Raw genomic sequence first — 23,460 nt, forward strand, 5'->3', positions numbered from 1 at the left:
GTCAGCCGCGCTGCTCCCGGCCGAGACGCAGCAGCATGGTGTCGGAGCCGCCGGTGCGGCCGACCACCTGGAAGCCGGCCCGCTCATAGAGACGGCGGGCAGCGTTGCCGTCCTCGACGCTGAGGCTCAGCCCGGGCACGCCGCGTTGCCCGGCCAGGTCGATCACCGCGTCGAGCAGCGCCGAAGCGACGCCGCGGCCGCGCCAGGCGGCCAGCACGCCTCGCGAATCAGCATGGCTGCGATCTTCGCAGGCGCTCAGTTGTAGACGGTGTCGCCCAGGATCGACGCCCAGCCGGGCAGCTTCGGATCGCAGATGCAGGTCTCGACGGGGAAGGTGCCCCGGACCGTGTCCCGCCAGGCCTGCGCGGTGGCGAGCTGCGCCGACGGTTGCACGCTGACCGTGCTCTTGCGTTTGCCGTTGGCGTCGATGCTGACGCCCAGCGTGAGCCCGTTGACCAGCCCCGGGATCTTCACGTTGACCGGCAGCTTGCAGCCGAGCTTGCCGGAGTCACCCGGCCGGGGGTCCGTCGGCAGGGGGACGGTGACCGAGCACAACCTTCCGAGCGGGAAGGTGGCGGTGGTGCCCAGGTCGCCCATGTGCGCACCGTCGGGGAGCCCGTTGAGCAGGATGACGACGTCCTTGCCGCCGCCGCCGACGGCGTGGCTGCCGAGCGGGTTGAGCCGGATCGGGTTGGGCCAGATGAGGTCGGAGCCCGCCTCCCCGTGGATCTCCTCGAAGCCCACCGGGTTGCGAAAGTCCGACAGGATGACGTCGTTGCCCGCGCCGGCGTGCACGAACTCGCTGGTCAGGGCGGGTTTTGCGCCGCCACCGCCGCCGGTGAGGATCAGGTCGTTGCCGCCGCCCGCGGTGATGGACTCGCTGCCGGCGCCGGCGTCCACCAGGTCGTTGCCGTCGGTTCCGGTGTCGGTTCTGTCCCGCAGGCCGGTGGTGGGGTTGTCGCTGTAGATCAGCTCGTCGCCCGGCCCGGCGGTGATGGTGTCGGCGCCCGAGCCCGCGAAGATGCTGGCCCGGGCCGGGCCGGTCGTGGTGATGCGGTCGTTGCCCGGGCCGGTGTAGATCCGATCGGCTCCGCCCTTGCCGAGGACGACGTCGTTGCCCGCGCCGGTGCAGATGGTGTCGGCGCCGGCCGTGCCGGAGATGATGTCGTCGCCGGTCGTCCCGTAGACGGTCGCCCGCACCGGGCAGCTCGCCCGGGTGGCGGCGAAGGCCGGGCCGGCGACCATTGCGGCGGCGGCGGCCACGAGCAGCGTCGCTGCCGCAGCGGTCAGTCGGACTCTCATAGGTGTGCAGTCAAGCCAGAGATCCTGCCGGAAGGAACGGCCCTGTCGCCCGGTCAAGACTGCCCGTCAGGTCCATCGCCAACGCGCCGTCCTCCTTCTACGGTCGCCTGGGTCTCCGGAACGGCGTCGGCGGATCGACATGCGACAATCCCTTGCCATGCACGAGATCGTCACCGCGCCTGGCTCGTCGGGCGCGGGAGGGAACACCGGCGAACGTCGCTCCCGAGGAGCATGACGAGATCCGGTGGTTCCGTCCCGAGGACGTTCCTCCGCTCGCCCTCGACCTCATGGGTCCGGCGGTGGTGAAGGCGATGCGGAATGCCGCTCCGCCGGTGAGCTCGTGACCGCCCCCGGGCCATCGGCGTATGCTCCCCACTCCACAAAGGACGGGAGTTTCCTTGCGCCTCAAGTCTCTGCTGCGATCGGTGATGGTCATCATCACCGTCGCGGCCGCCGCCATCACCGTGCCCGCCGGCGCCGCCTGGGCCGTCACCCAGGGGCCCTACCAGATCAAGCCGCTGGCCAACATGAACCTCTGCGCCCAGCCGCAGGGCGAGTCGCTCGCCGACCTGACGGTCATCGAGCTGGTCGGCTGCCGCAACGTGGGCGCCCAGAAGTGGTACTTCCGGGACAGCCAGGCCTGGGGTTACCCGGACAAGCTGATCGTCAACGGCGCCAGCCACACCTGCATGAACGTGCGCAACGCGGGCGGCGTGGGCACGCCGCTGGTGCTCTACGGATGCAGCGACAACCTCAGCAGCCGCCGTAACGACATCTTCAAGCCCGAGTTGTGGTTCCCGGGCCCGCCGGACTTCTACTTCCTCGAAGAAGGGGTCTACGGCAACTGCATCTCGTCCGGCGCGAGCGTCGCGGGCACCGACCTGAAGACGGCCCCCTACTCCGATCCGGGCAACCGCTGCGAGTTCACCTGGATCTCCGTCCCTCGCTGACCGGGAACCGCGGCCGTCACGGACGGTGCAGGCGTGCACCGCCCGTGACGGCCGTCGGTCTCAGCAGGTGTGTTCGGTGTGGTTCGACTCCTTGAAACCGGGCAGGCCACTGACCTTCCGCCACGTGACGATGGTGCGGTACGTGTACCTCCCGGTGCCCTTGCAGTTCCACACGACGCTGCGGTTGTCACCGGCGCCGTTGAGCGTGATCGACGTCAGGTCGGTCCCCCAGATCCCGTTCCAGGTGCGCTGGAGCGTCACCGTGGCCGTGCCGGAGCAGGGCAGGCTCGCGCTGCCCTTGATGTAGTTGCCGTCCTTGATCGTGTAGCCGACGTTGGGATCGCACGACGCGGCGGCGGCCGGCGTCGACACGCCGACGAGAGCCATGGTCGCCGTCGCTGCCGCCGTGAGCAGAACCAGTGGCCGGTGCACTCGCATGGTGATCTTCTTTCCCGAGTTCCGATAGGACGGACGGTGGCCGAGGGGGCCGGACTCGTCCGGTCCCTCGCCCCGCCACGCCTGGAAAGTCTTCGACGTCGATGCCCGGCGGCGGCGGAGTTCGGACGAATTCGGACGCCGGTGGGTCCGTGAGTCGGGTGGGCGACCGCCGCCGGGCCGTGAGGTAGCTAGCCTTCGAAGCACCGGGACATCGATGCGGTTCATTGGGGTGGTGGGCGATGCCGATGCCAGGGGATCCGGGGACCGCACCGGTGGACCGGTTCGCGACCCTGCCCGATCCGGCGCAGGCCACCAGCCTCGACGACCTCGTCGGGCAGCTGCGCCGCCTGAAGGCCTGGGCCGGTGACCCCTCGTACGAGGTCATCAAGGATCGGGTCAACGCGGCGTGGACGGCGGCGGGCCGGCCGGCCGGGGAGCTGGTGTGCAGGTCCACCGTCGCGTACTGCTTCCGTCCCGGCCGGCGACGCCTGGACACCGACCTGGTGGTCGCGGTGGCGCAGGCGCTGCACCCCGAGACCGGATACGTGACGCAGTGGCGCCAGACGTTGCGGGTCGTGGGCGGGGAGATCGAGGCGGTGTCCCAGGTGCGGGTGCAGGACAGCCTGCCGCAGGACCTGGCCGGGTTCACCGGCCGCACCGGCGAGCTCGACCGGCTCCGCCACGCGGCACGGGACGGGAACGCGGTGGTGATCTCCGCGATCGAGGGAATGGCCGGGGTCGGCAAGACCCAGCTCGCCGTGCACGCCGGGCACCTGCTCCACCGTGAGCAGCCGTTCGAGCGGGTGCTGTTCGTCAACCTGCGCGGCTTCGACCCGGACCCGGCGCAGCCGCCGGCCGACCCGGCCGCGGTCCTGGACGGATTCCTGCGCCTGCTCGGGATGCCCGCCCAGCAGATCCCGCACACCCTCGAGGCCCGGGCCGCCGCCTACCGTGATCGCCTCACCGGCACCCGCGCCCTGGTGGTGCTGGACAACGCCGCCACCACCGACCAGGTCCGCCCGCTGCTTCCCGCCGTGCCGGGCTGCCTCACCCTGGTCACCAGCCGGTGCAGCCTGGCCGGCCTGGACCCCGCGACCCACCTGTGCGTGGACGTCTTCACCCCGGACGAGGCCCGGCAGTTCCTGGCTCGAGCCGCTCCCGGGACACCGGCCGGCGACGACCCCGATGCGGTCCGGAGGATCGCCGAACGCTGCGGCCACCTGCCGCTCGCGCTCGGGCTGGTCGCCGGGCACGTGCGGGCGAAGCCCGGCTGGACGTTCACCGACCACGCCGACCGGCTCGACGAGCGCCACGGCGACCGGCGCCTGGAGACGGGTGTCGAACTCGCCTTCGACCTGTCCTACCAGCACCTGCCCGCCGACCGGCGACGACTGCTGCGGCTGCTCGCGCTGCACCCCGGGCCGGACTTCGACGCCTACGCGGCCGCGGCGCTGGCCGACACCGACCTCGCCGCCGGCCGGGCCCACCTGCACCACCTGGCCGGCGATCATCTCCTGCAACCGGCGGGCCCCGGCCGGTACACCTTCCACGACCTCGTGCGCGCCTACGCCACGGTCCGGGCCACCGACGAGGACCGCCCACCCGAGCGTCGCAAGGCCCTGACCCGCTTGTTCGACTACTACGTCGCCGTCGCCGCCACCGCCATGGACACCCTGCACCCCGCGGAGGCCTACCGCCGGCCGAGGATCCCCCCATCGGCCGCCCCGGCCCCCGCGCTGACCGACCCGGACACCGCCCGCGCCTGGCTGGACGGCGAACGGCTCTGCCTGTCCGGGATCGCCGTCCACACCGCGGGCCACGGCTGGCCCGCGGTGTCGGTCCGGCTGTCGAGCACCCTGTACCGCTACCTCGACAGCGGTCATCACGCCGATGCGCTGGCGATCCATGGTCACGCCCAGCACGCCGCCCGCCAGATCCGCGACCGGGCCGGGCAGGCGCAGGCACTGCTCGGCGCCGGCGGCGTCCACTTCCAGATGGGCCGGTACGAGTCGGCGACCGTCCACTACCAGCAGGCGTACGCCCTCTTCCGGCAGTCCGGGGACGGCATCGGCGAGGCCCACGCCCTGAACAACCTGGGCGTCGTCGAACAGCGGCTGGGCCGCTACGCACGCGCCGCCGACCACCTGGAGCAGGCCCTCGCCCGATCGCGGTCGGCCGGCGACCGCACCGGGGAGGCGCGCGCGCTGAACAACCTCGCCGTCGTCGAGCGGTGGCTGGGCCGCTACGCCGCCGCCGCCGACCACCACACGCAGGCCCTGGCCATCTCGCGGCACACCGGCGACCGGATCGGCGAGGCCAGCGTGCTCAACAACCTCGGCGAGGCCGAGGAGCGGCTGGGCCGGTACGAGTCGGCCGCCGAGCACCAGGAGCAGGCCGTGGCTCTGTTCCGGCGGCTGGGCAACCCGCGGGGGGAAGCCTGGGCGCTGGACAGCCTGGGGACCGTCGACGCCCGCCTCGGCCGCAACGACCGGTCGGCCCAGCACCACCGGCGAGCGCTCGACCTGTTCCGCGACATCGGCGACCGCGCCGGCCAGACCTGGGCGCTCAACGGTCTCGGCGAAGCCGCCTGCACCGCGGGCGACCCCCGTCGCGCTCTCGACCACCACACCGCCGCCCGCGTCATCGCCGCCGACATCGGGGACCGCCAGCAGCAGGCGCGGGCCCACACCGGCCTGGGCCACGCCCACCGGGCCCTCGGCGACCCGGCCCCCGCCCGCGAGCACTACCGGGACGCGCTGGCCCTCTACACCGATCTCGGCATGCCCGAGGCCGGTCAGATCCGCGCCCACCTGGCCGCGACCGAGGCCGCCGGCGCCGACCGGCGGTGACGTCAGCGCGGGCCTGCCGGGCCGCGCGACTCCCGGGCAGCGGTCGATGGCGTACGCGGGGAAGGCTCCGGCGGGAGGCGCAGCACGGCGGCGAGCGGCCGCGGCAGCGACCAGTTGAGCCGGCCGAGCAGCACCACCGCAGCGGGTGCCAGCAGCGCCCGCACGATCAGGGCGTCGATGGCGATGCCCAGCGCCAGCGCAGTGGCGAGGATCTTCACCTCGACGGCCGGCACGGTGGACAGGGCGACGAAGGCCAGGAACAGGATCAGCGCCGCGGAGGTGACCAGCCGGCCGGTGCGGGCGATGCCGTCGACCACCGCCCGCGGGGTGGAGCCGTGCTCGTCGTACGCCTCGCGCATCCTCGACAGGATGAAGACCTCGTAGTCCATCGACAGGCCGAACAGGAACGCGAACACGGCGATCGGCACCCAGATGGTGATGGCGCCGCTCGCGGCCGTGCCGAAGATCGCCTCACTGCCGGCGCCGTCCTGCCAGATCACCACCGTGATGCCGTACGCCGCGGCGATCGACACCACGTTGAGCAGCAACGCCTTGATCGGCAGCCAGAGCGAGCGCAGCGCCCGGGCCAGCAGCAGGAACGTGACCACGACGATGCCCAGCACGACGAGCGGGGCGTGGCCGTAGACCGCGGCGACGAAGTCGGCGTCCTCGGCCGGGTGCCCGCCGACCCGCGCCCCGGGGATGGTCGCCGCGGTGTCCCGGACCGCGCGCACCGCTTTCCGGCTGGTCGCCGTCGCGGGGTCCTCGCCCGTCCAGACCTGGATCAGCTGCCCGGCGGGGGTGTTCCAGCCCGCCGGCGCCGGGGCGACCGCGGCGGCGACGCCGGGCAGAGCGGCGAAGCGCGCCACCGCTCCCGGCGCCTCGGCGGGTGGCAGCAGCACCTCGGTCGGGCGCAGCACCCCCGCGCTGATCCCGGAGTCCGTGATCTGCGCCGTGGCGACCCCGGCCGGGGTGCTCGCGTCGTAGGCGTCCAGCCGTGGTGAGCCGAGCCGCAGGCCCAGCAGCGGCGCCGCCAGCGCCAGCAGCGTCAGGGTGCTCGCCACCGCGACGAGCGCGGGACGACGTACGGCCACGGTGGCGATGCGCCGCCAGGTGCGGCTGCTCGGGTCGGTGACCCGGCGGCGGGGCCATTGCAGGCGTTCGCCCGCGGTGGCGAGCACGACCGGTACGAGGGTGGTGGCCGTGGCGACGCTCAGCAACGGGATCAGCAGGCCACCGAGGCCGATGCTGCGCAGAAACGGCAGCGGTACGAGCACCAGCGCGGCGAGCGACACGGCGACCGTCACCCCGCTGAACACCACCGACCGCCCGGCGGTGGCCATGGCCGCCACGACCGCGGCCGTACTGTCCGAGCCACCGGCCCGCTCCTCGCGCCATCGCATGACGATGAGCAGCGAATAGTCGATGGCGACCCCCAGCCCGATCAACGCCACCAGGTACTGGACCACGAACGACACGTCGGTGAGCCCGGTCAGGCCCAGCAGGCAGAGGAAGGTGGCGAGGATCGACACCAGGGCGACGAGCAGCGGTACGGCGGCCAGCAGCGAGCCGAACACCACCGCGAGCACGACGAGCGCGCCCAGCCCGCCCAGCACGGCCTCGACCAGCACCCCGCGCCTGCCGCCGCTCGAGGTCTCCTCCAGCACTGTGGTGCCGGTGACGGTGAGCGGGCGCCCGCCGACGTCGGCCCGGGCGGCGGCAGCCTCGAGCGCCGGCAGCGCAGCGGCGTACGGCTCCGGTCCCGGAAGCACGCGGGGATAGACCAGGGCGACCAGGACGCTGCCGTCCGGGGAGGCCAGCTCGCTCGCGTCGGCCGGGGTGAGGACGCGGCTGCCCGGGGACGCGGCCGTGACCCGGGCCACCTGCGTCTCGAACGCTTCGCGCGCGGCCGGGCCGGCCTGGCGGGGGCGGGCGACGAGAACCAGCGGGTCGACCGCTCCTCCGCCACCGGTCGCCGCTGTGATGCGCTGGTTGGTCTCGTACGCAGGCCGGCCGGGCAACGCGAACTCGTACCGCAGGGCGTCCACGGTACGCGGGGCCAGCACGCCGCCGGCCGCGGCGACGACAACCCAGGCGACGATCACGAGGGCACGATGGCGCAGCATCCAGGTGGTCCAGCGTCGCATCGCTCCGCCCCGCTATAAGGATCCTTATGGTCTGTCAGGAACCTTATAGTCTGTCCGTGGGCGATGTCGAGCAGCGGAATCCCGGCTGGTCCGGTGGTGACCCCGGTCAGGTGACCGGCTGGACGCTGGTGCGCACCCATCACGCGGTCGCGCGCCGCTTCGTCGACACCCTGGCGCGGGCCGGCCTGACCCCGACGCAGTTCGGCGTCCTGGTGCAGGTGGTGAGCGATCCGGGGTTGAGCCAGGCCGAGCTGGCCCGCCGGGTGCTGGTGACCCCGCAGAGCATCGGCGAACTGCTCACCTCCCTGGAACGCCTCGGCCACATCACCCGCCGGCGCGGCCCCCGCGGCAAGGCGAGCGTGGTGCAGGTGACCAAATCCGGCCGCTCGGCCCTGGACCGGGCGACCCCGCTGGTCCAGGCCATGAACACCCCACAGGCGCTCGGCCTGACCCCGGACGAGGACGAGACGCTGAACGCCCTGCTGCACAAGGTGCTCGCGGCGATGACCGATTCCTGACCGATTCGGCCCGCCACCCCGGCGATGCGTCGGTCAGCGCGAGGCCGGGGATCCCCGGCGGACCGAGTCCACCGGCATCACAGCAGCCCGGCCAGCTTGTGCACCCGGGCGCGGACCGTCCTCCACGTCGCGGCGAGGTACGCCAGCCGGGCGGCACGGAGCGGCCCGTGGGGCAGGTCGCCGTGGGTGCGTACCTCCCGTATGCACAAGGCAGCCACGTTGGTCCAGAACCCGGCCCGGTCGGGCTCGCTGTCGCCGGCGAACCGTTCGATCTCCTGCCGAGCTGCCGGCAGCCGGCCGAGAACCAGCCACAGCAGCGCGGCATCCAGGCCGGGCAGGTACCGGCCGGTGAACTCCCAGTCCACCACCCCGGCCGGCATCCCTGCGGGTGCGCGGAGCACGTTCGCGGGCAGCAGATCACCGTGCGCCGGGCGCATCGGCCCGGCCGCGGCGGCCAGCGCGTTCAGGGCGGCTTCGTCGCGGGCGTCGAGCAGGCCGTAGTCGGTGCGGTACCGGTGGAAGCGGTGCGGGTAGTCCCACGTGGCGGTGAACACGTTGCCCGATGCGGACCACTGCTGCAGGTCCCGGGCCGTCTGCAGCATCACCCGCACGGCGTCGGGATGCAGCGTGGCGGGGTACCGGTCACGGGCCACCGGCACGCCGGGCAGCCGGGTGGTGACCAGGACGCCGGCGTCAGGGTCGGCGGCGAGCAGGCGTGGCGCGGGCACCGGTGGCGGCGCGACCTCGAACGCGGCGTGGGTGTCGATCTCGGCGGTGAACCGGGCCTGCCAGAACGGGCCGGCGTCGGTGAGCAGCTTCGCGACCACGTCGACGCCGTCGAGCACGCCGGCGAGCAGGACCGCCTTGCCGGTGCGGTGCAGCACGGAGTCGACGCGCAAGCCGGGACAGAGCAGGCGAGCGCGGTCGTCGAACGGCTGCGTGACGCTCCCGCTCATCGGAGTGTCACTTCGGCGGGCACCAGGCTCGGCCGGGGGTGTGGGGGCCGGCGGCGCCGCTCGGGCGGCGCCGCCGGGGAGGGAGGGTCAGGACGTGGCCCAGTCGCCGAGGGACCAGTCCTGGACCTCGGGCATGTCCTCCAGGTGGTCGACCACGTAGGCCTCGTGGCGGGCCAGCTGGCTCTCGCACCACTGCTTGAGGTCGGTGGCGCCCTGGGGGAGGCGGCGGGCGTTGTTGATGGCGTCCATGACCAGGTGGTAGCGCGACGCCTTGTTGCGGACGGTCATGTCGAAGGGGGTCGTGGTGGTGCCCTGCTCGATGAAGCCGCGCACCCGGAAGCGGTCGGCGTCGGGGCGGCCGTGCACCAGCTGGTGGATGGCGCCGGGGTAGCCGTGGAAGGCGAACACGACGTCGACGGTGTCGGTGAACAGCTCGGTGAACAGGGTGCCGCTCATGCCGTGCGGGTGGTCCTTGGGGCGCACGAGCGTCATCAGGTCGACGACGTTGACGACGCGCACCCGCATGCCGGGCAGGCGCTCGCGCAGGATCTGGGCGGCCGCGACGGTCTCCATCGTCACGACGTCGCCGGCGCAGGCCAGGACGATGTCGGGGTCGGTGGTGCCGTCGTCGGTGCCCGCCCAGGTCCAGATGCCGGCGCCGCGGGCGCAGTGCTCGATCGCCTCGTCGATGGTGAGCCACTGCAGCTGCGGCTGCTTGTCGATGACGATCAGGTTGATGTAGGAGCGCGACCGCAGGCAGTGGTCGGCGACCGATAGCAGGCAGTTCGCGTCCGGCGGCAGGTAGACGCGGCTGACCGTGCCGCGCTGGGTGAGCACATTCTGGATCAGGCCGGGGCCCTGGTGGCTGAAGCCGTTGTGGTCGTTGCGCCACGCCGTCGAGGTGAGCAGCACGTTGAGGCTGGGCACCTTGGCCCGCCACGGCAGGTGGTCGGCCTCCTCGAGCCACTTGCCGTGCTGGATCGTCTGCGACGCGCTCACCATGGCGAACGCCTCGTAGGTCGCGAACATCCCGTGCCGGCCGGTCAGCGTGTAGCCCTCGAGCCAGCCGTGGCAGTTGTGCTCGGAGAGCACCTCCATCACCCGGCCGGACGGGCCGATCGCCACGTCGTCCGGGGTCACCCGCTCGAGGAAGGCGCGGTCGGAGACCTCGAAGACCGCGCCGAGCCGGTTGCTGTTGGTCTCGTCGGGCGAGAACAGCCGGAACCGGTCGGGGTTGGCGCGGTAGATGTCGCGCAGGAACTCGCCCAGCCTGCGGGTCGACTCGGCGCGGGCGACCGCGGGCTGCTTGACCTCGATCGCGTAGTCGCGGAAGTCGGGCAGGTCGAGCTCGCGGGTGAGCACGCCGCCGTTGGCGTGCGGGTTCGCGCTCATCCGCAGGTCGCCGGCCGGTGACTGCTCGAGCAGCAGCGGCGCCGGCGCGCCGTCGGCGTCGAACAGCTCCTCCGGCCGGTAGGAGCGCAGCCACCGCTCGAGCAGCGCGAGGTGGTCGGGGTTGTCGCGCACGCCGGCCAGCGGCACCTGGTGGGAGCGGAACGTGCCGGCCACCTGGACGCCGTCGACCTGGTCGGGGCCCGTCCAGCCCTTCGGGGTGCGCAGGACGATCGCGGGCCAGGCAGGCCGGGCGCCGTCCCAGTCGCCGCCGCGCGCCGCCTGCTGGATGGCGCGGATGCGGCCCCACGCCTGCGCCAGCGCGGCGGCGAACCGGTGGTGCATGCCGGGCACGTCGTCGCCCTCGACCTCGATCACCTCGTAGCCGTGGCCGCGCAGCAGGCTGCGGACCTCCTCGGGGTCCTTGCGGCCCAGCACGGTGGGGCCGGAGATCTTCGCGCCGTTGAGGTGCAGGATCGGCAGCACCGCGCCGTCGTGCGCGGGGTTGAGGAACGACACGCCCTTCCACGAGCCCTCGAGCGGGCCGGTCTCGGCCTCGCCGTCGCCGACCACGGCGATCGCGAGCAGGTCGGGGTTGTCGAACACGGCGCCGAACGCGTGCACCAGCACGTAGCCCAGCTCGCCACCCTCGTGGATGGAGCCGGGGGTCGTCACCGAGACGTGGCTGGGGATGCCGCCGGGGCTGGAGAACTGGCGGAACAGCCGGCGCATGCCGAGCTCATCGCGGGTGACGGCGGGATAGACCTCGCTGTAGGTGCCCTCGAGGTAGCCGGCGGCGACCAGCGCGGGACCGCCGTGGCCGGGGCCGGTGAGGTAGATCGTGTCCTGCCCGGTGTGCCGGATCAGCCGCGACACGTGGGCGTAGACGAACGACAGCCCGGGGCTGGTGCCCCAGTGCCCGAGCAGCCGGGGCTTGATGTGCCCGGCGGTCAGCGGCTCGCGCAGCAGCGGGTTGGCCTGCAGGTAGATCTGGCCGATGGTCAGGTAGTTCGCGGCCCGCCACCACGCGTCGAGCCGGGCCAGGTCGGCGTCGTCGAGCGTGGGCAGCAGGTCGGAGACAGCCGTGGACACGGGCAGGTCCTCTCGTCGCAAGGGCGCTTCGTCGGCGTTCACGCTAGGGCTACCCCCGCGGCGCCAATAGAGTCTTTGGTACCGGGTCGAAGTGACTTCGGTGTGTCGCTGAACCGACGGGCCCCGCTCATCCGTTCCCCCTGGCGTGCCCGAGATCCAGGACGGCCCGCCCGCCGTCGTCAGCCGCCGTGCCCGCCTGCAAGCCTTCCGGAGCCGGCCGGGGGTCCAGCTCGCGCTGACGATCACGGCCGGGGTGCTGCTGTTCGCGGCGCTCGTGTTCCCCAACGTGTTGTCGCGGCTGACCCCGATGGGATTCCTGCGCCTGCCGATCGAGGGGGCCGTGCTGCTGGGCCTGCTGGTCGTGCTGCCGCGCCGGGCCCGCCGGGTCCTCGCGGTCGTGGCGGGCTCGCTCCTCGGCCTGCTGGTCATCGAGAAGTGCCTGGACATGGGGTTCTTCGAGGAGCTGAACCGGCCGTTCGACCCGGTGCTCGACTGGGTGCTGCTCGACGACGCGTTCGGCTTCGCCTCCGAGGCGTACGGCCAAGCCGCCGCGCTCGCCGCTGTGGTGGGCATCCTGCTGCTGGTCGTGGCCATCCTCGCGCTGACCTCGTGGTCGGTGCTGCGGATCGGCGCGCTGGTCAGCCGGCACCGCCGCACGTCGGCGATCGCGGCCGGCGGCGCGGGCGTGGCCTGGGTGCTCGCGTTCGCGCTGGGCGTCTCGGTCTGGGGCGCCGTGCCGGTGGCCGCGCGCAGCACCGCCACGTACGCCTGGGATCGCGCCCACCAGGCGCGCGCCGGCCTGCGTGACGAGGCCACCTTCGCCGCGGAGGTGCAGCGCGACCCGTTCAAGACCGTCCCGGCGGCGCAGATGCTCACCGGCCTCAAGGGCAAGGACGTCGTGTTCACCTTCGTGGAGAGCTACGGCCGCAGCGCGGTCGAGGGCGACGCCCTGTCCAGGATCACCGGCCCGGTGCTCGACAGCGGCACCGCCGAGCTCAAGGCCGCCGGGTTCGCGGCGCGCAGCGGCTGGCTGACCTCCCCCACCTTCGGCGGCGGCAGCTGGCTGGCGCACGCCACCTTCGAGTCCGGGGTGTGGATCAACAACGAGCAGCGGTACCGCAACCTGGTCGCCGGCGACCGCCTCACGCTCACCCGGGCGTTCCGCGACATCGGCCACCGGACCGTCAGCGTCATGCCCGGCGCCACCCGAGCCTGGCCCGAGGGCGCCTTCTACGGCTACGACGCGGTGTGGGACTCGCGCAACCTGGGCTACGCGGGCCCCAAGTTCAGCTGGTCGCCGATGCCCGACCAGTTCACGCTCCAGCAGGTCAACGCCCTGGAGTACAAGAAGCCGGGCCGCGGCCCGCTGATGATCGAGATGCCGCTGGTCTCCAGCCACACCCCGTGGGCGCCGATCCCCGACTACCTGCCCGACTGGAACCAGGTCGGCGACGGCACGATCTACCAGCGGATGGTCGACAACGGCCAGAAGCCCAAGGCGCTGTGGGCCGAACCGAAGAAGGTCCGGGCCGAGTACGGCAAGTCGATCGTCTACTCGCTGACGACGCTGATCAACTGGGTCAAGCTGTACGGCGACGACAACCTGGTCCTGGTCTTCCTCGGCGACCACCAGCCCTCCCCGATCGCGGCGGGCGCCGGCGCCAGCCACGACGTGCCGATCACCGTGCTCGCCAAGGACCCGGAGGTGCTCGACCGGATCACCGGCTGGGGCTGGGCCGAGGGCCTGCGCCCGCGGCCGGACACCCCGGTCTGGCCGATGAGCGACTTCCGCGACAAGTTCTTCACCGCGTTCGGCCGGCAGACCCCGGCATCGTAGAGGCATGCTGCTCTACCTCGACTGCGACACCGGCATCGACGACGCCATCGCCCTGGCGCTGCTGCTCGCCCACGACGACGTGACCGTGGCGGGCATCGGCACGGTCAACGGCAACACCTCGGCGGCGCAGGCCGCGGCCAACACGCTGGGCCTGCTCGCGCTCGCCGGGCGCGACGACATCCCGGTGGCGGTCGGCGCCGGCCGGTGGCGCGGCGGCACCCCGCACGTGCACGGCGGCAACGGCGTCGGCGGCGTCCCGCTCCCCCGGGGCGGGCAACCCGATTCCCGTACGGCCGGAAGTTTGCTCGTCGAGCTGGCCCGGCGCCACCCGGGCGAGCTGCACGTGCTCGCCACCGGCCCCTGCGGCAACCTGGCGGCGGCCCTGCGCGCCGAGCCCGAGCTGCCCGGGCTGGTCGCCGCGGTGACCGTGATGGGCGGCGCCCTGCGCACCCCGGGCAACCGGCCCGAGCAGGCCGAGGCCAACATCGCGGACGACCCGTCCGCCGCCGCCGAGGTCCTCGCCGCGCCGTGGCCGCTGACGCTCGTGCCGCTCGACGTGACCCTGCGGCACCGCTGGTCGGAGGACGACCGGGCGGCGCTGGCCGCCGCCCGCGACCCGGTGAACCGCGCCATCGCGGCGATGCTGCCGGCCTACCTCGACTCGTACGAGCCCCGGTTCGGCGCCCGCCAGCTGCCGCTGCACGACCCGCTCGCCGCCGCGCTGGCGACCGGGCTGGTGACCGCCTCGGACAAGCCCCGCCTGGGCGTCCGCGTCGACGTGGCGCACGGCCGCACGGTGGCCGACCCGGCGGCGCCCGGCATCGACGTCGTGCTCGCCGTGGCCGAGCCGGCGGGCCCGGTCATCCTCGAGCGTCTGCTACGGAATGGGTCGTAGGAGGCTCGCCCCACGACGAGATCATTGGTAGCGTTCCGCCATGCCGACGGAATCAGGGGTCGATCGCACCCGTCTCGCCGAGCTCGCCGCCCGCGAGCGCGCCACCTTCGCCGCCCAGCGCCCCCGCTCGGCCGCCGCCTACCAGCGCTCCGAGCACCTGTTCGGCCGCGTGCCGATGACCTGGATGAACAAGACCGCCGCCGGGTTCCCGATCTACTTCCAGCAGGCCTCGGGCAACCGGATCACCGACGTCGACGGCCACGACTACCTCGACTTCTGCCTGGGCGACACGGGCGCGATGGCCGGGCACTCCCCCGCGCCGGTCGTCGAGGCGGTCACCCGGCGGCTCGGCGAGCTGGGCGGCGCCACGACCATGCTGCCCACCGAGGACGCGGCGGCCGTGGGCGCCGAGCTGGCCCGCCGCTTCGGGATCCCGTACTGGAGCTTCGCCCTGACCGCCACCGACGCGAACCGCTGGGCCATCCGGCTGCTGCGCGCGGTCACCGGCCGGCCCAAGATCCTGGTCAACAGCTACTGCTATCACGGCTCGGTCGACGAGTCGCTCATCGTCGTCGGCCCCGACGGGCACGGCGTCTCGCGCGAGGGCAACGTCGGCGCGCCGGTCGACGTCACCCGGACCAGCCGGGTCGCCGAGTTCAACGACCTGGCCGGGCTGGAGCGCGAGCTCGCGCACGGCGACGTCGCCGCGGTGCTGATGGAGCCGGCGCTGACCAACATCGGCATCGTGCTGCCCGAGCCGGGCTACCTGGCCGGCGTGCGCGAGCTGACCCGCCGCCACGGCACCTATCTGATCAACGACGAGACCCACACGTTCTCGGCCGGTCCGGGCGGCGCCACCGCGGCCTGGGGTCTCGAGCCCGACGTGCTCACGATCGGCAAGTCGATCGCCGGCGGCATCCCGATCGGGGCGTACGGGCTGAGCGCCCCGCTGGCCGACGAGATCCTCGGCCGCACCGACCTCGACCTGGTCGACATGGGCGGCGTCGGCGGCACGCTGGCCGGCAACCCGGTGTCGATGGCCGCCGCCCGCGCGTGCCTCGAGCAGGTGCTCACCGAGCAGGCCTTCGCGGGCATGACGGCGACGGCCACGGCGTTCGCCACCGGCATCCGCAAGATCATCGAGAGCCACGGTCTGCCGTGGTCGGTCAGCCGGCTCGGCGCCCGGGTCGAGTACCGGTTCACCGACCCCGCCCCACGCAACGGCACCGAGTCGGCGGCCGCCGCGGACGCCGAGCTCGAGGACTTCCTGCACACCTATCTGGCCAACCGCGGCGTGCTGCTCACCCCGTTCCACAACATGGCGCTGATGGCGCCGCAGACCACCACGGCCGACGTGGAGCGTCACCACGAGATCTTCGCGGAGGCGCTCGCCGAGCTCACGGCCTGACGACCGGGCTTTCGCGATAGTGCCGTAACGAGGTCAATTCACTCCGTAGCCTGACGCCATGGGTCTGTTCGGACGACGGGCGGAGATCCAGCCCGTACCGCAGCGCGCGCAACCCCGCGACATCGAAGCGCTCGAGGAGCTGGTGAACAACCTCGAGAGCGTGACCGACGAGGCGAGCAGCTGGCGCATCTACGCGTCCACGTACCTCGAGTTCTACGACTTCGAGTACGTGGCCGTGTGGCGGATCGAGGCCGGCGCGCCCCGGCTGGAGTACGAGGTGGGCCGGCTGGCCTCGGCGCTCGGCGGCACGGCGGGGCAGCCGCAGCTGGTCCAGCAGGCCGCTCGCACCACCCAACCGGCGGTTGCCAACGCGAGCGCGGCGGGCACCGACGCCCGGCTGGCCGCCGCGGTGCGCGCCGGGGCGCAGTCCGGAATCGCCGTGCCGACCGTGAGCAAGGGGCGGGTCACCGCGGTGATGGAGTACTACTCCCGCACCGACCCGGACCCGGACGCGTCGCTGCTCAGCAAGTGGATCGCCATCCAGCGGGTCGCCGAGCAGGCCCGGGTGGCCGCCCTCACGGCGTACTACACCCGGCAGGTCGCCGACGACCGGCTCGCCGTCACCAACGTGGTCGCCGCGCTCGGGCACACGTCCGACTCCGACGTGGCGATCAGGGCGGCGCTGGACGCGGTCCGCACCGCCTTCCACTGGGCGTACGGGTCGTACTGGCAGATCGACGAGCAGGAGAACGTGCTGCGCTTCGCCGTCGAGTCGGGCACCGCCGGCGAGGAGTTCAAGAAGGTCACGCTGGCGGCCACCTTCGCCGAGGGCGTCGGCCTGTCGGGACGCGCGTGGCGCGCCCGCGACCTGGTGTTCGTTCGCGACATCGGCCAGCTCACCGACTGCGTGCGCGCCCCCGCCGCGCAGCGCGCGGGCGTGCGCTCCGGCGTTTGCTTCCCGATCCTCAGCGGCGACAAGATCATCGGCACGATGGACTTCTTCACCACCGAGTACGTCGAGCTGTCCGAGTCGCGGATGGACGCGCTGCGCAACGTGCAGCAGCTCGTCTCGCAGCGGCTCGACGTGGTGCGCGGCGCCGAGAGTGCCGCGCGGAACGCCCGCGCGCTGCTCGACACCGTGTCGCGGCTGCGCACGGCGACCGCCGACGCCAGCCGGGTGGCCGACGAGGCGGTCGGCCGGGCCTCGGACATGACCGGCGACGTGGCCTCGCTCAACGACGCGTCCGCGGCGATCGGCGACGTCATCCAGATCATCTCGTCGATCGCCGACCAGACGAACCTGCTCGCGCTCAACGCCACCATCGAGGCGGCCCGGGCCGGCGAGATCGGCAAGGGCTTCGCGGTGGTGGCCGGCGAGGTCAAGGAGCTCGCCCGGGAGACCGCCGAGGCGACCAAGCGGGTCTCGGAGCAGATCGCGGCCCTGCAGGCGAGCGCCGAGTCGGTGGCCTCCGGCATCCGCACGACCAGCGACACGATCGCGCAGCTCGACGCCGTGCAGGCCCGCATCGGCGAGGTGCTCGAGGAGCAGGCCTCGATGGCGCACGCCTTCGAACACTGACCGGCACGGGAAGGGGCGCTCCGGGAGAACCCGGGGCGCCCCTTCGACACGTACGGGGAGATCAGTAACGGAAGCGGGCGACCAGGCTCTGCAGCTGGCTGGCCGTGGTGGCCAGGTCGTCGGCCGCGTGGCGCGTCTCGCCGACCGAGGCCGTCGTGCGCTGGGTGGCCTCCGACACCCCGCCGATCGTCGCCGCGATGTCGCCGGCGCCCGCCGCAGCCTCCGACAGCGTGCGGTTCATCTCCTGCGTGGTGGCGGTCTGCTCCTCCACCGCCGAGGCGATCGTCATCTGGATGCCGTTGATCCGCTCGATGATCGCGGAGATCTCGCCGATCGCGGTGACCGCGCCGCCGGTGTCGCTCTGGATGGCCTGCACCCGGCGCGAGATGTCCTCGGTGGCCTTTGCCGTCTCCTGGGCCAGGTCCTTGACCTCGCCGGCGACGACCGCGAAGCCCTTGCCGGACTCGCCGGCCCGCGCGGCCTCGATCGTCGCGTTCAACGCGAGCAGGTTGGTCTGCTCGGCGATCGCCGTGATCGTCTTGACCACCGAGGCGATCTCGCTGGACGACTCGCCGAGCCGGGCGACGATCGTGTTGGTGGCCGAGGCGACCTCGACGGCCTGCACGGCCACCTCGGAGGCCTCGGTGGTCGAGACGCTGATGTCGCGGATCGCCGAGCCCATCTCCTGCGACCCGGCGGACACCACCTGGAGGTTGTTCGACACGGCGTCGGCGGCCGCGGCCACCGTGCCCGCCTGCACCGACGCCTCGGAGGCGGCCGAGTCCACCGCGCCCGACACCGCGGTCAGCTGACCGGCGGCGGCGTGCAGCGTGGACGCGTTGCCGGCCAGCGTCACGACGTCCTCGCGCAGCCGGGAGACGGCCTGGTCCAGGGAGAGCGCCATCCGGCCCACCTCGTCGCGGACCGTGACACCCGACGTCCGGGTGAGGTCGCCCTCGGCGAGCCCCTCGGCCACCCGGCCCACCGCGCCCACGGTGCTGCGCACCCGGCCGGCGACGCGGAACCCGAGCCACAGGCTGGCCAGCACACCGAGCACGAGCAGCGCCACGATCGTCCACGTCGCCCGGGTGGTGTCGTCCTCGGCCGCCTTCACGGCCGCCTCGGAGTTCGCGGCCGCCCGCGCGGCCAGCGCCTGCTGGTCCTGCCCCAGCGCGGCGTACAACCGGTTGTAGGTGGCGACGGCCTCCTGGAGCTGGACCGGGGTGCGGCCGGTCTGGTCCTCCTGGAGGAAGTCGAGGAACGCCTTCCAGTCCCCCGCGGCCTTCTCCACCTCGTCGGTGCCGGTCCGGTCGCCGGCGTAGGCGGCCCGCAGCGTGGCGAGCGCGTCCGCGATGGCGGCCTTGTTGGCCTCCTGGTTCTGCAGCAGCGACTCCCGCAGCGACGGGTAGAGCCGCAGCGCGGACTGGTTGCCGCCGAACGACTCGATGTTCTTGGCGAACGCCCCGGCCGCCGCGTCGACCGCGATCGTCTCGCGCTGCGCCGTGGCCGCATCCTTGTTGTGGGCGTGCAGGGTGTAGAGGGCGACTCCACCGACGAGCACGCCGCTGAGCGTGCCCACCGTGACCGCGGCCCCGATCTTCGTACGCAGCGAGCAGTTGTCGAACGCTCCTAGCAGACCCATGCGGTGTGCCTCTCCTGTTTCGGTGTCGAGGGGCAGATCGGCACCGGAGGCCCCGCGGTTGAGTGTTCGCGGCACGGTTCCGACGAAAGCTGTCGCGATCACGCTAATCGGGCCGTTCCGGTGAGGGCGGCGGCTTTGCCGGATCAGGGAACGGTGTGGTTGGTGCGCCTGCTGTTCCGTGACCACGCCCGCTCCGCGTAGGGCATCCTAGGAGGCTAGGCAACGGGATTCGAACGTTCTAGGGGGATTTCGATCGGTGAGGCGGTGTTGCCCGCTACCGTCCGAGTCATGGCCGCCGTAGGCGAATTTCCCGCGACCGCCGCACGGACGCGCCGGTCCGCCCCGGCCTCCGCGGGTGCGCGCCGGTCCTACGACGACGTCGTCCGGCTGCTCGACGACGGCGACGTCGACGGGCTCGTCGAGACGCTGCTGCACCTCGACGAGACCAAGCGCCGCACGCTGGCCGCGCGCCTGCGGGCCGCGGAGCCGGCCGGGCCCCGGCAGGAGGCGGCCCTGCTCGTGGCGGGCGCCGGGTGCCTGCCCGCCGCCGAGGACGTCGTCGCGTGGCTGCGCTCCGCCCGGCTGAGCGAGCCGATGTCCGAGCACACCGTGGCGGCGATCGTCCGGGTGCTGTCCGCGCCGGGCCGGCCCGATCCGCGCCGGGTCGCCGCCGGGCTGGCCGCGCTGCCGGGCGCCCACGCGTCGGACCGCGGGGAGTGGGCGCTCGCCGCGGCGGCCCTGCGCGCCACGGGCCAGCTCCCGCCGGCGACCGAGGCCTTCGTGCGCGGCTGGATCCGGGACCTGTCCGCGCGGGTGCAGCAGGGGCCGGCGTCGGCGGAGGGGTCCGTCGCCGGCGTGCGCAGCACCGGGCTGATGGCGTTCGTCGCCGGGGACCCCGCGGGTCGGCTCGCGGCGCGCCTGGGGGCGGACCCGTGGCTGGACACGCTGGTGCCGCACCTGTTCCGCCTGCCCAAGGCGGCGGCCGCGCTCGACACGGCCTGGGCCACGGCGCTCGCGCTGCTGGCCTCGACCGGGCGGATCGACCGGGACGGCCTCGTGGGGCTGGTGATCGAGCGGATGCGCTCGGGGGTCGCCACCCGGCCGGCCGTCGAGACGTACCGGCGCCTCGACCTGAGCCCCGACGAGCTCCTCGCGCGGCGCGCGGACCTCCTCGAGCTGCTCGGCGGCCCGAACGGCCCGGTGGCCGAGGTGGCGCAACGCTCGCTGCGGCTGCTCGACGACTCCGGCCGGCTCGACGGGGACACCGTCGTCGAGGCCACCCGTACGGTCCTGCGGCGCACCGAGAAGAAGCTGGTGCGCTCCCAGCTGTCCTGGGTGGAGCGGGCCGCCGTCCGCCATCCCCGCTACGCCCGCGACCTGCTCGCCGCGGCCGCCGTGACAGCCGCTCCAGCCGCCACCGCCGTGAAGCCCGCCGTGGCAGCCGCTCCGGGCGCACCCGCAGCAAAGCCCGCCGTAACAGCCGCGCCGGCCGCACCCACAGCGGAACCCTCCGTCACAGCCGCTCCGGCAGCCACCGCAACGGCCACCGCGGCGAAGCCCGCCGTCACAGCTCCTTCGGCCACACCCGCAGTAGAGCCCGCCGTAACAGCAGCTCCGGCCACACCCGCAGCCAAGCCCGCCGGCACAGCCGCTCCGGCGGCGCCTGACGAGCCGCTGGCGACGTTCGACATCCCCCGCGCGCCGCTGTTCCCGCCGAGACCGATCCCGTACGAGGCGGAGCGCATGCCCCCGCCGCTGCGCACGGCCGACGAGCTCGCCGCCGAGGCGGCAGCCCTGCTCGACGGTCCTCTCCGGCCGGTCCCGCTGGAGCGCGTGCTCGCCGCCGCGGTCCTGTTCCCGGCGGCGGCCCGCCCGGTTCTCGCGGCGCTGACCGACGCGCTGACTCCCGCCGAGGGTCTGCAACGGATGCTGCTCGACCGCGTCCGCGAGGTCGCCGCCGGCCCGGCGCAGCCCGTGCTGCTGGCGACGCCCGCGACCGTCGACGGCCACGTGGAACCGGCGCGAGTGCTGTTCCGCCTCGCCGAGGCCGAGCGCGACGGCTGGCAGCCCGGCCGCCACGACCTCACCCAGGCGCTGCTGCGGCTCCCGCGCGAGGTCGACCCGGCGATCGCCGCCGCCGCGGCCCGGCTCTCCTCCCCCGCCGGCCGCCGGTTCGCCGCCTGGCTGCGCGACGCCCCCGACCCCGACACGCTGATCGCCCCGCCGCAGCCCGGCGACCCCGCACCCGCTCCCGGCCCCGAGACGCTGGTCGGGGCGCCGGCCGGCGAGCCGCGCCCCGAGCCGGCCGGGATGGCGTGCTGGCCGCAGATCCTGCCCGGCCACCGCGAGGTGGTCGCCCGCCACGTCCTCGGGCACGCCGCGGTGCTGCCGGATCTGGCCCGCTCGGCGGGCGCGTTCGGCCCGGCGTTCGCGCGCGCCCTCGCGTACGCCCTCGGCTCCCCCCGCGCCGGGGACCGCGCGCACGCCGTCGCGGCGCTCGCCCACCTGGCCCGGCACGGCGGGGCGGACCCCGAGCTGCTGGCCCGGGAGCTCGCCGCGTGGCGCGAAGCGCCCACCGACGCGCTCGCCGACCTCGCCCGCGGCGGCGCGCAGCACCTCGTGTGGGCGGTCGCCCGTACGCTCGTGCCCGCTCTGCTGCGCCTCGACGACCCGCCGGCCGGTCTGCCCGGCCTGCTCGCCCTCACCGCGGCGACCGCCACCGCCATCGGCGCGCGGGCCGACCTGCCCGAGGTCGCCGCCGCGGCCACCGCCGCGGGGACCGGCCGCCTGCGGGCCGAGGCGGCGCGGCTGGCGAGCGTCCTCAGCTGAGCAGCTCCGAGAGGGTCACGAAGCGGTAGCCGCGGGCCCGCAGACCGGCGACGACCGCGGGCAGGGCGTCGAGCGCGACCAGCCGCCGCTCGTCGCCGGCGTCGTGGGCCAGCACGATCGAGCCGGGGCGCACCGCGCCGACGAGGTCGCGGGCCTGGGCGGCGGGGTCGCCGGCGTAGCGGCGCTCGCGCATCTGCTGCGACCAGAGCGCGATGTCGTAGCCCATCGCGTCGGCGGCCAGCACCGTGGACCCGCCGAGGTGCCCGTACGGCGGGCGCAGCAGCGTGGCCTCGCGGCCCAGGTGCCGCCGGATGGCGTCGTGGGTGCGCTCGAGCTCGCGGCGGACACCGGCCAGGTCCAGCGTGGCCAGGTCGTCGTGCGACCAGGAGTGGTTGCCCACCTCGTGGCGGGCCAGGCGTCCGCGCAGCAGCCCGGCGTGCTCCTCGAGGTGCCGGCCCACCACGAAGAAGGTGGCGGGCACCTCCGCCTCGTCCAGCACGTCGAGGAACCGGGGCGTGTACGACGGCAACGGCCCGTCGTCGAAGGTGAGCGCCACGACCTTCTCGGTGGTCGGCACGAAGTAGTGGATCCGCACCCCGCCGCGGTGCACCGCGCCCAGGTCGTCGGCCGCCGCCGCGTACCCACCGCCCAGCGGCGGACGGTCCCAGCCGAGCCAATGCTCGACGTGACCGCCGGCGGCGACGGCCGTGGCCGCCCCGCCCGCGGCGAGCAGGCCCGAACGCAACAGAGCACGACGAGTGACCAAGACATCCTCCATGATCGTTCCGGCCTCGCAGCCTGGTCGATCAAGGAAGGGACGCGCTTCTGCCACGGGAACGGTCCTGCCGGCCGCGGGAACCGGCCGAAAGACGGACGTCCGCGGGTCAGATCGGACTTTCGGAGGACGGCACGGCGACGGGCCGGAACTCGCCCAGCGGCCCGTGCAGCCGGGACGCGTGGACGGTGAGCAGCGGCTGCCCCGCCATGCCCAGCGCCTTCATCCGCTCGGCCATCGGGTGGGCGCCGAAGCTCGCCCGGAACGCGCCGCGGCCCAGCCGCACGCCCGACAGCCGCATCGGGACCAGCCCGCGCAGCAGCGTGCGCGGCTGGGCGCCGTCGTCCAGCCAGGACCACGCGGGCAGGGCGGCGCGCAGCGGGAACGGCAGGCGCACGCCCCCGTGCCGGAACGACGCGCGCACCGCCTCGGCGGCCCCGTCGCGCACCACCACGTCGGTGCGCGCCGGGGCGAACCGCAGGTCGGCGTCCATCAGCCACTTGGGCAGCGCCCAGAAGTCGCGGCCCGCCTCGCGGGTGAGGGCGCCGGTCACGGGCAGGTCGAGCAGGTGCAGCCCGGGCGGGCCGGACGGGCCGCGCACGAGCAGCCCGACGCCGACCTCGTCGTAGGCGCCCAGCGCCCACTCGTCGTAGTGGACACACAGGACCATGCCGACCGCGCGGCCCAGCACGGTGAACGGGCGCAGCGGCACGCCGGCGAGCAGCGGGCGCACCGCGGCGGCCCGCGAGGTGAAGACCGCGGCCGTCAAGCGGGCCGAGGTGATCTCCACCGGCAGCGTGACGGTTCTCCCCTGCAGGGTCCACACGCCGTCACCCACGCGCTGCGCCATGCGG

General features: G+C 73.9%; 17 protein-coding genes. 8 read left to right on the top strand and 9 right to left on the bottom strand.

The window, feature by feature from the left end; genetic code table 11:
- Position 1 precedes the first annotated feature (1 nt).
- Together ACSNN8_RS20030 and ACSNN8_RS20035 are read right to left on the bottom strand one after the other, a co-directional pair.
- Entirely contained in the window at positions 2-358 is a 357-nt protein-coding gene (locus tag ACSNN8_RS20030) for a GNAT family N-acetyltransferase (protein WP_436650878.1), read from the bottom strand.
- The gene (locus tag ACSNN8_RS20035) at positions 256-1,302 is read right to left on the bottom strand and encodes a calcium-binding protein (protein WP_436650792.1); all 1,047 of its coding nucleotides are present in this window, start codon (positions 1,300-1,302) and stop codon (positions 256-258) included. The genes ACSNN8_RS20030 and ACSNN8_RS20035 overlap by 103 nt, the downstream gene beginning before the upstream one ends.
- Before the next feature lie 398 nt (positions 1,303-1,700).
- On the opposite strand from ACSNN8_RS20035, the gene ACSNN8_RS20040 reads away from it, so the two are divergent.
- Positions 1,701-2,252: an RICIN domain-containing protein gene (locus ACSNN8_RS20040; RefSeq protein WP_436650793.1), complete on the top strand. Its 552-nt coding sequence runs from the start codon at positions 1,701-1,703 to the stop codon at positions 2,250-2,252.
- 60 nt (positions 2,253-2,312) lie between these two features.
- On the opposite strand, the gene ACSNN8_RS20045 is transcribed toward ACSNN8_RS20040, so the two are convergent.
- The gene (locus ACSNN8_RS20045) at positions 2,313-2,690 is read right to left on the bottom strand and encodes a hypothetical protein (RefSeq protein WP_436650794.1); all 378 of its coding nucleotides are present in this window, start codon (positions 2,688-2,690) and stop codon (positions 2,313-2,315) included.
- A gap of 272 nt (positions 2,691-2,962) precedes the next feature.
- Between ACSNN8_RS20045 and ACSNN8_RS20050 the strand changes: the two genes are divergently transcribed.
- Positions 2,963-5,539 (top strand): tetratricopeptide repeat protein, encoded by a 2,577-nt coding sequence (locus ACSNN8_RS20050; RefSeq protein ID WP_436650795.1) that lies wholly within the window; start codon positions 2,963-2,965, stop codon positions 5,537-5,539.
- 2 nt (positions 5,540-5,541) lie between these two features.
- On the opposite strand, the gene ACSNN8_RS20055 is transcribed toward ACSNN8_RS20050, so the two are convergent.
- Complete coding sequence (locus ACSNN8_RS20055) at positions 5,542-7,686, bottom strand: MMPL family transporter (protein WP_436650796.1); 2,145 nt, start codon at positions 7,684-7,686, stop codon at positions 5,542-5,544.
- A 56-nt stretch (positions 7,687-7,742) separates the two neighbouring features.
- Between ACSNN8_RS20055 and ACSNN8_RS20060 the strand changes: the two genes are divergently transcribed.
- Entirely contained in the window at positions 7,743-8,204 is a 462-nt protein-coding gene (locus ACSNN8_RS20060) for a MarR family winged helix-turn-helix transcriptional regulator (protein ID WP_436650797.1), read from the top strand.
- Positions 8,205-8,281: 77 nt separating this feature from the next.
- Here ACSNN8_RS20060 and ACSNN8_RS20065 read toward each other — a convergent pair whose 3' ends face one another.
- Both ACSNN8_RS20065 and ACSNN8_RS20070 read right to left on the bottom strand, forming a co-directional pair.
- On the bottom strand, positions 8,282-9,160 hold the full coding sequence (locus tag ACSNN8_RS20065) for a phosphotransferase (RefSeq protein ID WP_436650798.1): 879 nt from the start codon (positions 9,158-9,160) through the stop codon (positions 8,282-8,284).
- 87 nt (positions 9,161-9,247) lie between these two features.
- The gene (locus ACSNN8_RS20070; protein WP_436650799.1) at positions 9,248-11,641 is read right to left on the bottom strand and encodes a phosphoketolase family protein; all 2,394 of its coding nucleotides are present in this window, start codon (positions 11,639-11,641) and stop codon (positions 9,248-9,250) included.
- A 145-nt stretch (positions 11,642-11,786) separates the two neighbouring features.
- Here ACSNN8_RS20070 and ACSNN8_RS20075 point away from each other — a divergent pair, with 145 nt between their 5' ends.
- From ACSNN8_RS20075 to ACSNN8_RS20090, 4 genes are read left to right on the top strand one after another with little or no spacing between them, the layout of a single operon-like run.
- Entirely contained in the window at positions 11,787-13,478 is a 1,692-nt protein-coding gene (locus tag ACSNN8_RS20075) for a sulfatase (RefSeq protein WP_436650800.1), read from the top strand.
- Positions 13,479-13,482: 4 nt separating this feature from the next.
- Positions 13,483-14,373 (top strand): nucleoside hydrolase, encoded by an 891-nt coding sequence (locus ACSNN8_RS20080; protein WP_436650801.1) that lies wholly within the window; start codon positions 13,483-13,485, stop codon positions 14,371-14,373.
- 40 nt (positions 14,374-14,413) lie between these two features.
- On the top strand, positions 14,414-15,781 hold the full coding sequence (locus ACSNN8_RS20085; RefSeq protein ID WP_436650802.1) for a transaminase: 1,368 nt from the start codon (positions 14,414-14,416) through the stop codon (positions 15,779-15,781).
- A 58-nt stretch (positions 15,782-15,839) separates the two neighbouring features.
- Positions 15,840-17,360, top strand: coding sequence for a methyl-accepting chemotaxis protein (locus ACSNN8_RS20090; RefSeq protein ID WP_436650803.1), 1,521 nt, complete (start codon positions 15,840-15,842; stop codon positions 17,358-17,360).
- 61 nt (positions 17,361-17,421) lie between these two features.
- Here the strand turns inward: ACSNN8_RS20090 and ACSNN8_RS20095 are convergent, their stop codons facing one another.
- On the bottom strand, positions 17,422-19,002 hold the full coding sequence (locus ACSNN8_RS20095) for a methyl-accepting chemotaxis protein (RefSeq protein ID WP_436650804.1): 1,581 nt from the start codon (positions 19,000-19,002) through the stop codon (positions 17,422-17,424).
- A gap of 288 nt (positions 19,003-19,290) precedes the next feature.
- On the opposite strand from ACSNN8_RS20095, the gene ACSNN8_RS20100 reads away from it, so the two are divergent.
- Positions 19,291-21,831 carry a hypothetical protein gene (locus ACSNN8_RS20100; protein ID WP_436650805.1) on the top strand — a complete coding sequence of 847 codons (2,541 nt, stop codon included), beginning with the start codon at positions 19,291-19,293 and terminating at the stop codon, positions 21,829-21,831.
- Here the strand turns inward: ACSNN8_RS20100 and ACSNN8_RS20105 are convergent.
- Complete coding sequence (locus ACSNN8_RS20105) at positions 21,824-22,597, bottom strand: polysaccharide deacetylase family protein (RefSeq protein ID WP_436650806.1); 774 nt, start codon at positions 22,595-22,597, stop codon at positions 21,824-21,826. The genes ACSNN8_RS20100 and ACSNN8_RS20105 overlap by 8 nt on opposite strands.
- 118 nt (positions 22,598-22,715) lie before the next feature.
- On the bottom strand, positions 22,716-23,456 hold the full coding sequence (locus tag ACSNN8_RS20110) for an acetoacetate decarboxylase family protein (protein WP_436650807.1): 741 nt from the start codon (positions 23,454-23,456) through the stop codon (positions 22,716-22,718).
- Positions 23,457-23,460 lie beyond the last annotated feature (4 nt).

Origin of the sequence: Actinoplanes sp. URMC 104 (genome assembly GCF_051386375.1) — a bacterium.
Lineage (GTDB): Bacteria > Actinomycetota > Actinomycetes > Mycobacteriales > Micromonosporaceae > Actinoplanes.

What these genes read in the sequence shown, in the direction of transcription:
- ACSNN8_RS20035 (WP_436650792.1), bottom strand. Translation starts at nt 1,302, where the DNA reads ATGAGAGTCCGACTGACCGCTGCGGCAGCGACGCTGCTCGTGGCCGCC.
- ACSNN8_RS20045 (WP_436650794.1), bottom strand. Translation starts at nt 2,690, where the DNA reads ATGCGAGTGCACCGGCCACTGGTTCTGCTCACGGCGGCAGCGACGGCG.
- ACSNN8_RS20055 (WP_436650796.1), bottom strand. Translation starts at nt 7,686, where the DNA reads ATGCGACGCTGGACCACCTGGATGCTGCGCCATCGTGCCCTCGTGATC.
- ACSNN8_RS20065 (WP_436650798.1), bottom strand. Translation starts at nt 9,160, where the DNA reads ATGAGCGGGAGCGTCACGCAGCCGTTCGACGACCGCGCTCGCCTGCTC.
- ACSNN8_RS20080 (WP_436650801.1), top strand. Translation starts at nt 13,483, where the DNA reads ATGCTGCTCTACCTCGACTGCGACACCGGCATCGACGACGCCATCGCC.
- ACSNN8_RS20085 (WP_436650802.1), top strand. Translation starts at nt 14,414, where the DNA reads ATGCCGACGGAATCAGGGGTCGATCGCACCCGTCTCGCCGAGCTCGCC.
- ACSNN8_RS20090 (WP_436650803.1), top strand. Translation starts at nt 15,840, where the DNA reads ATGGGTCTGTTCGGACGACGGGCGGAGATCCAGCCCGTACCGCAGCGC.
- ACSNN8_RS20095 (WP_436650804.1), bottom strand. Translation starts at nt 19,002, where the DNA reads ATGGGTCTGCTAGGAGCGTTCGACAACTGCTCGCTGCGTACGAAGATC.
- ACSNN8_RS20100 (WP_436650805.1), top strand. Translation starts at nt 19,291, where the DNA reads ATGGCCGCCGTAGGCGAATTTCCCGCGACCGCCGCACGGACGCGCCGG.
- ACSNN8_RS20110 (WP_436650807.1), bottom strand. Translation starts at nt 23,456, where the DNA reads ATGGCGCAGCGCGTGGGTGACGGCGTGTGGACCCTGCAGGGGAGAACC.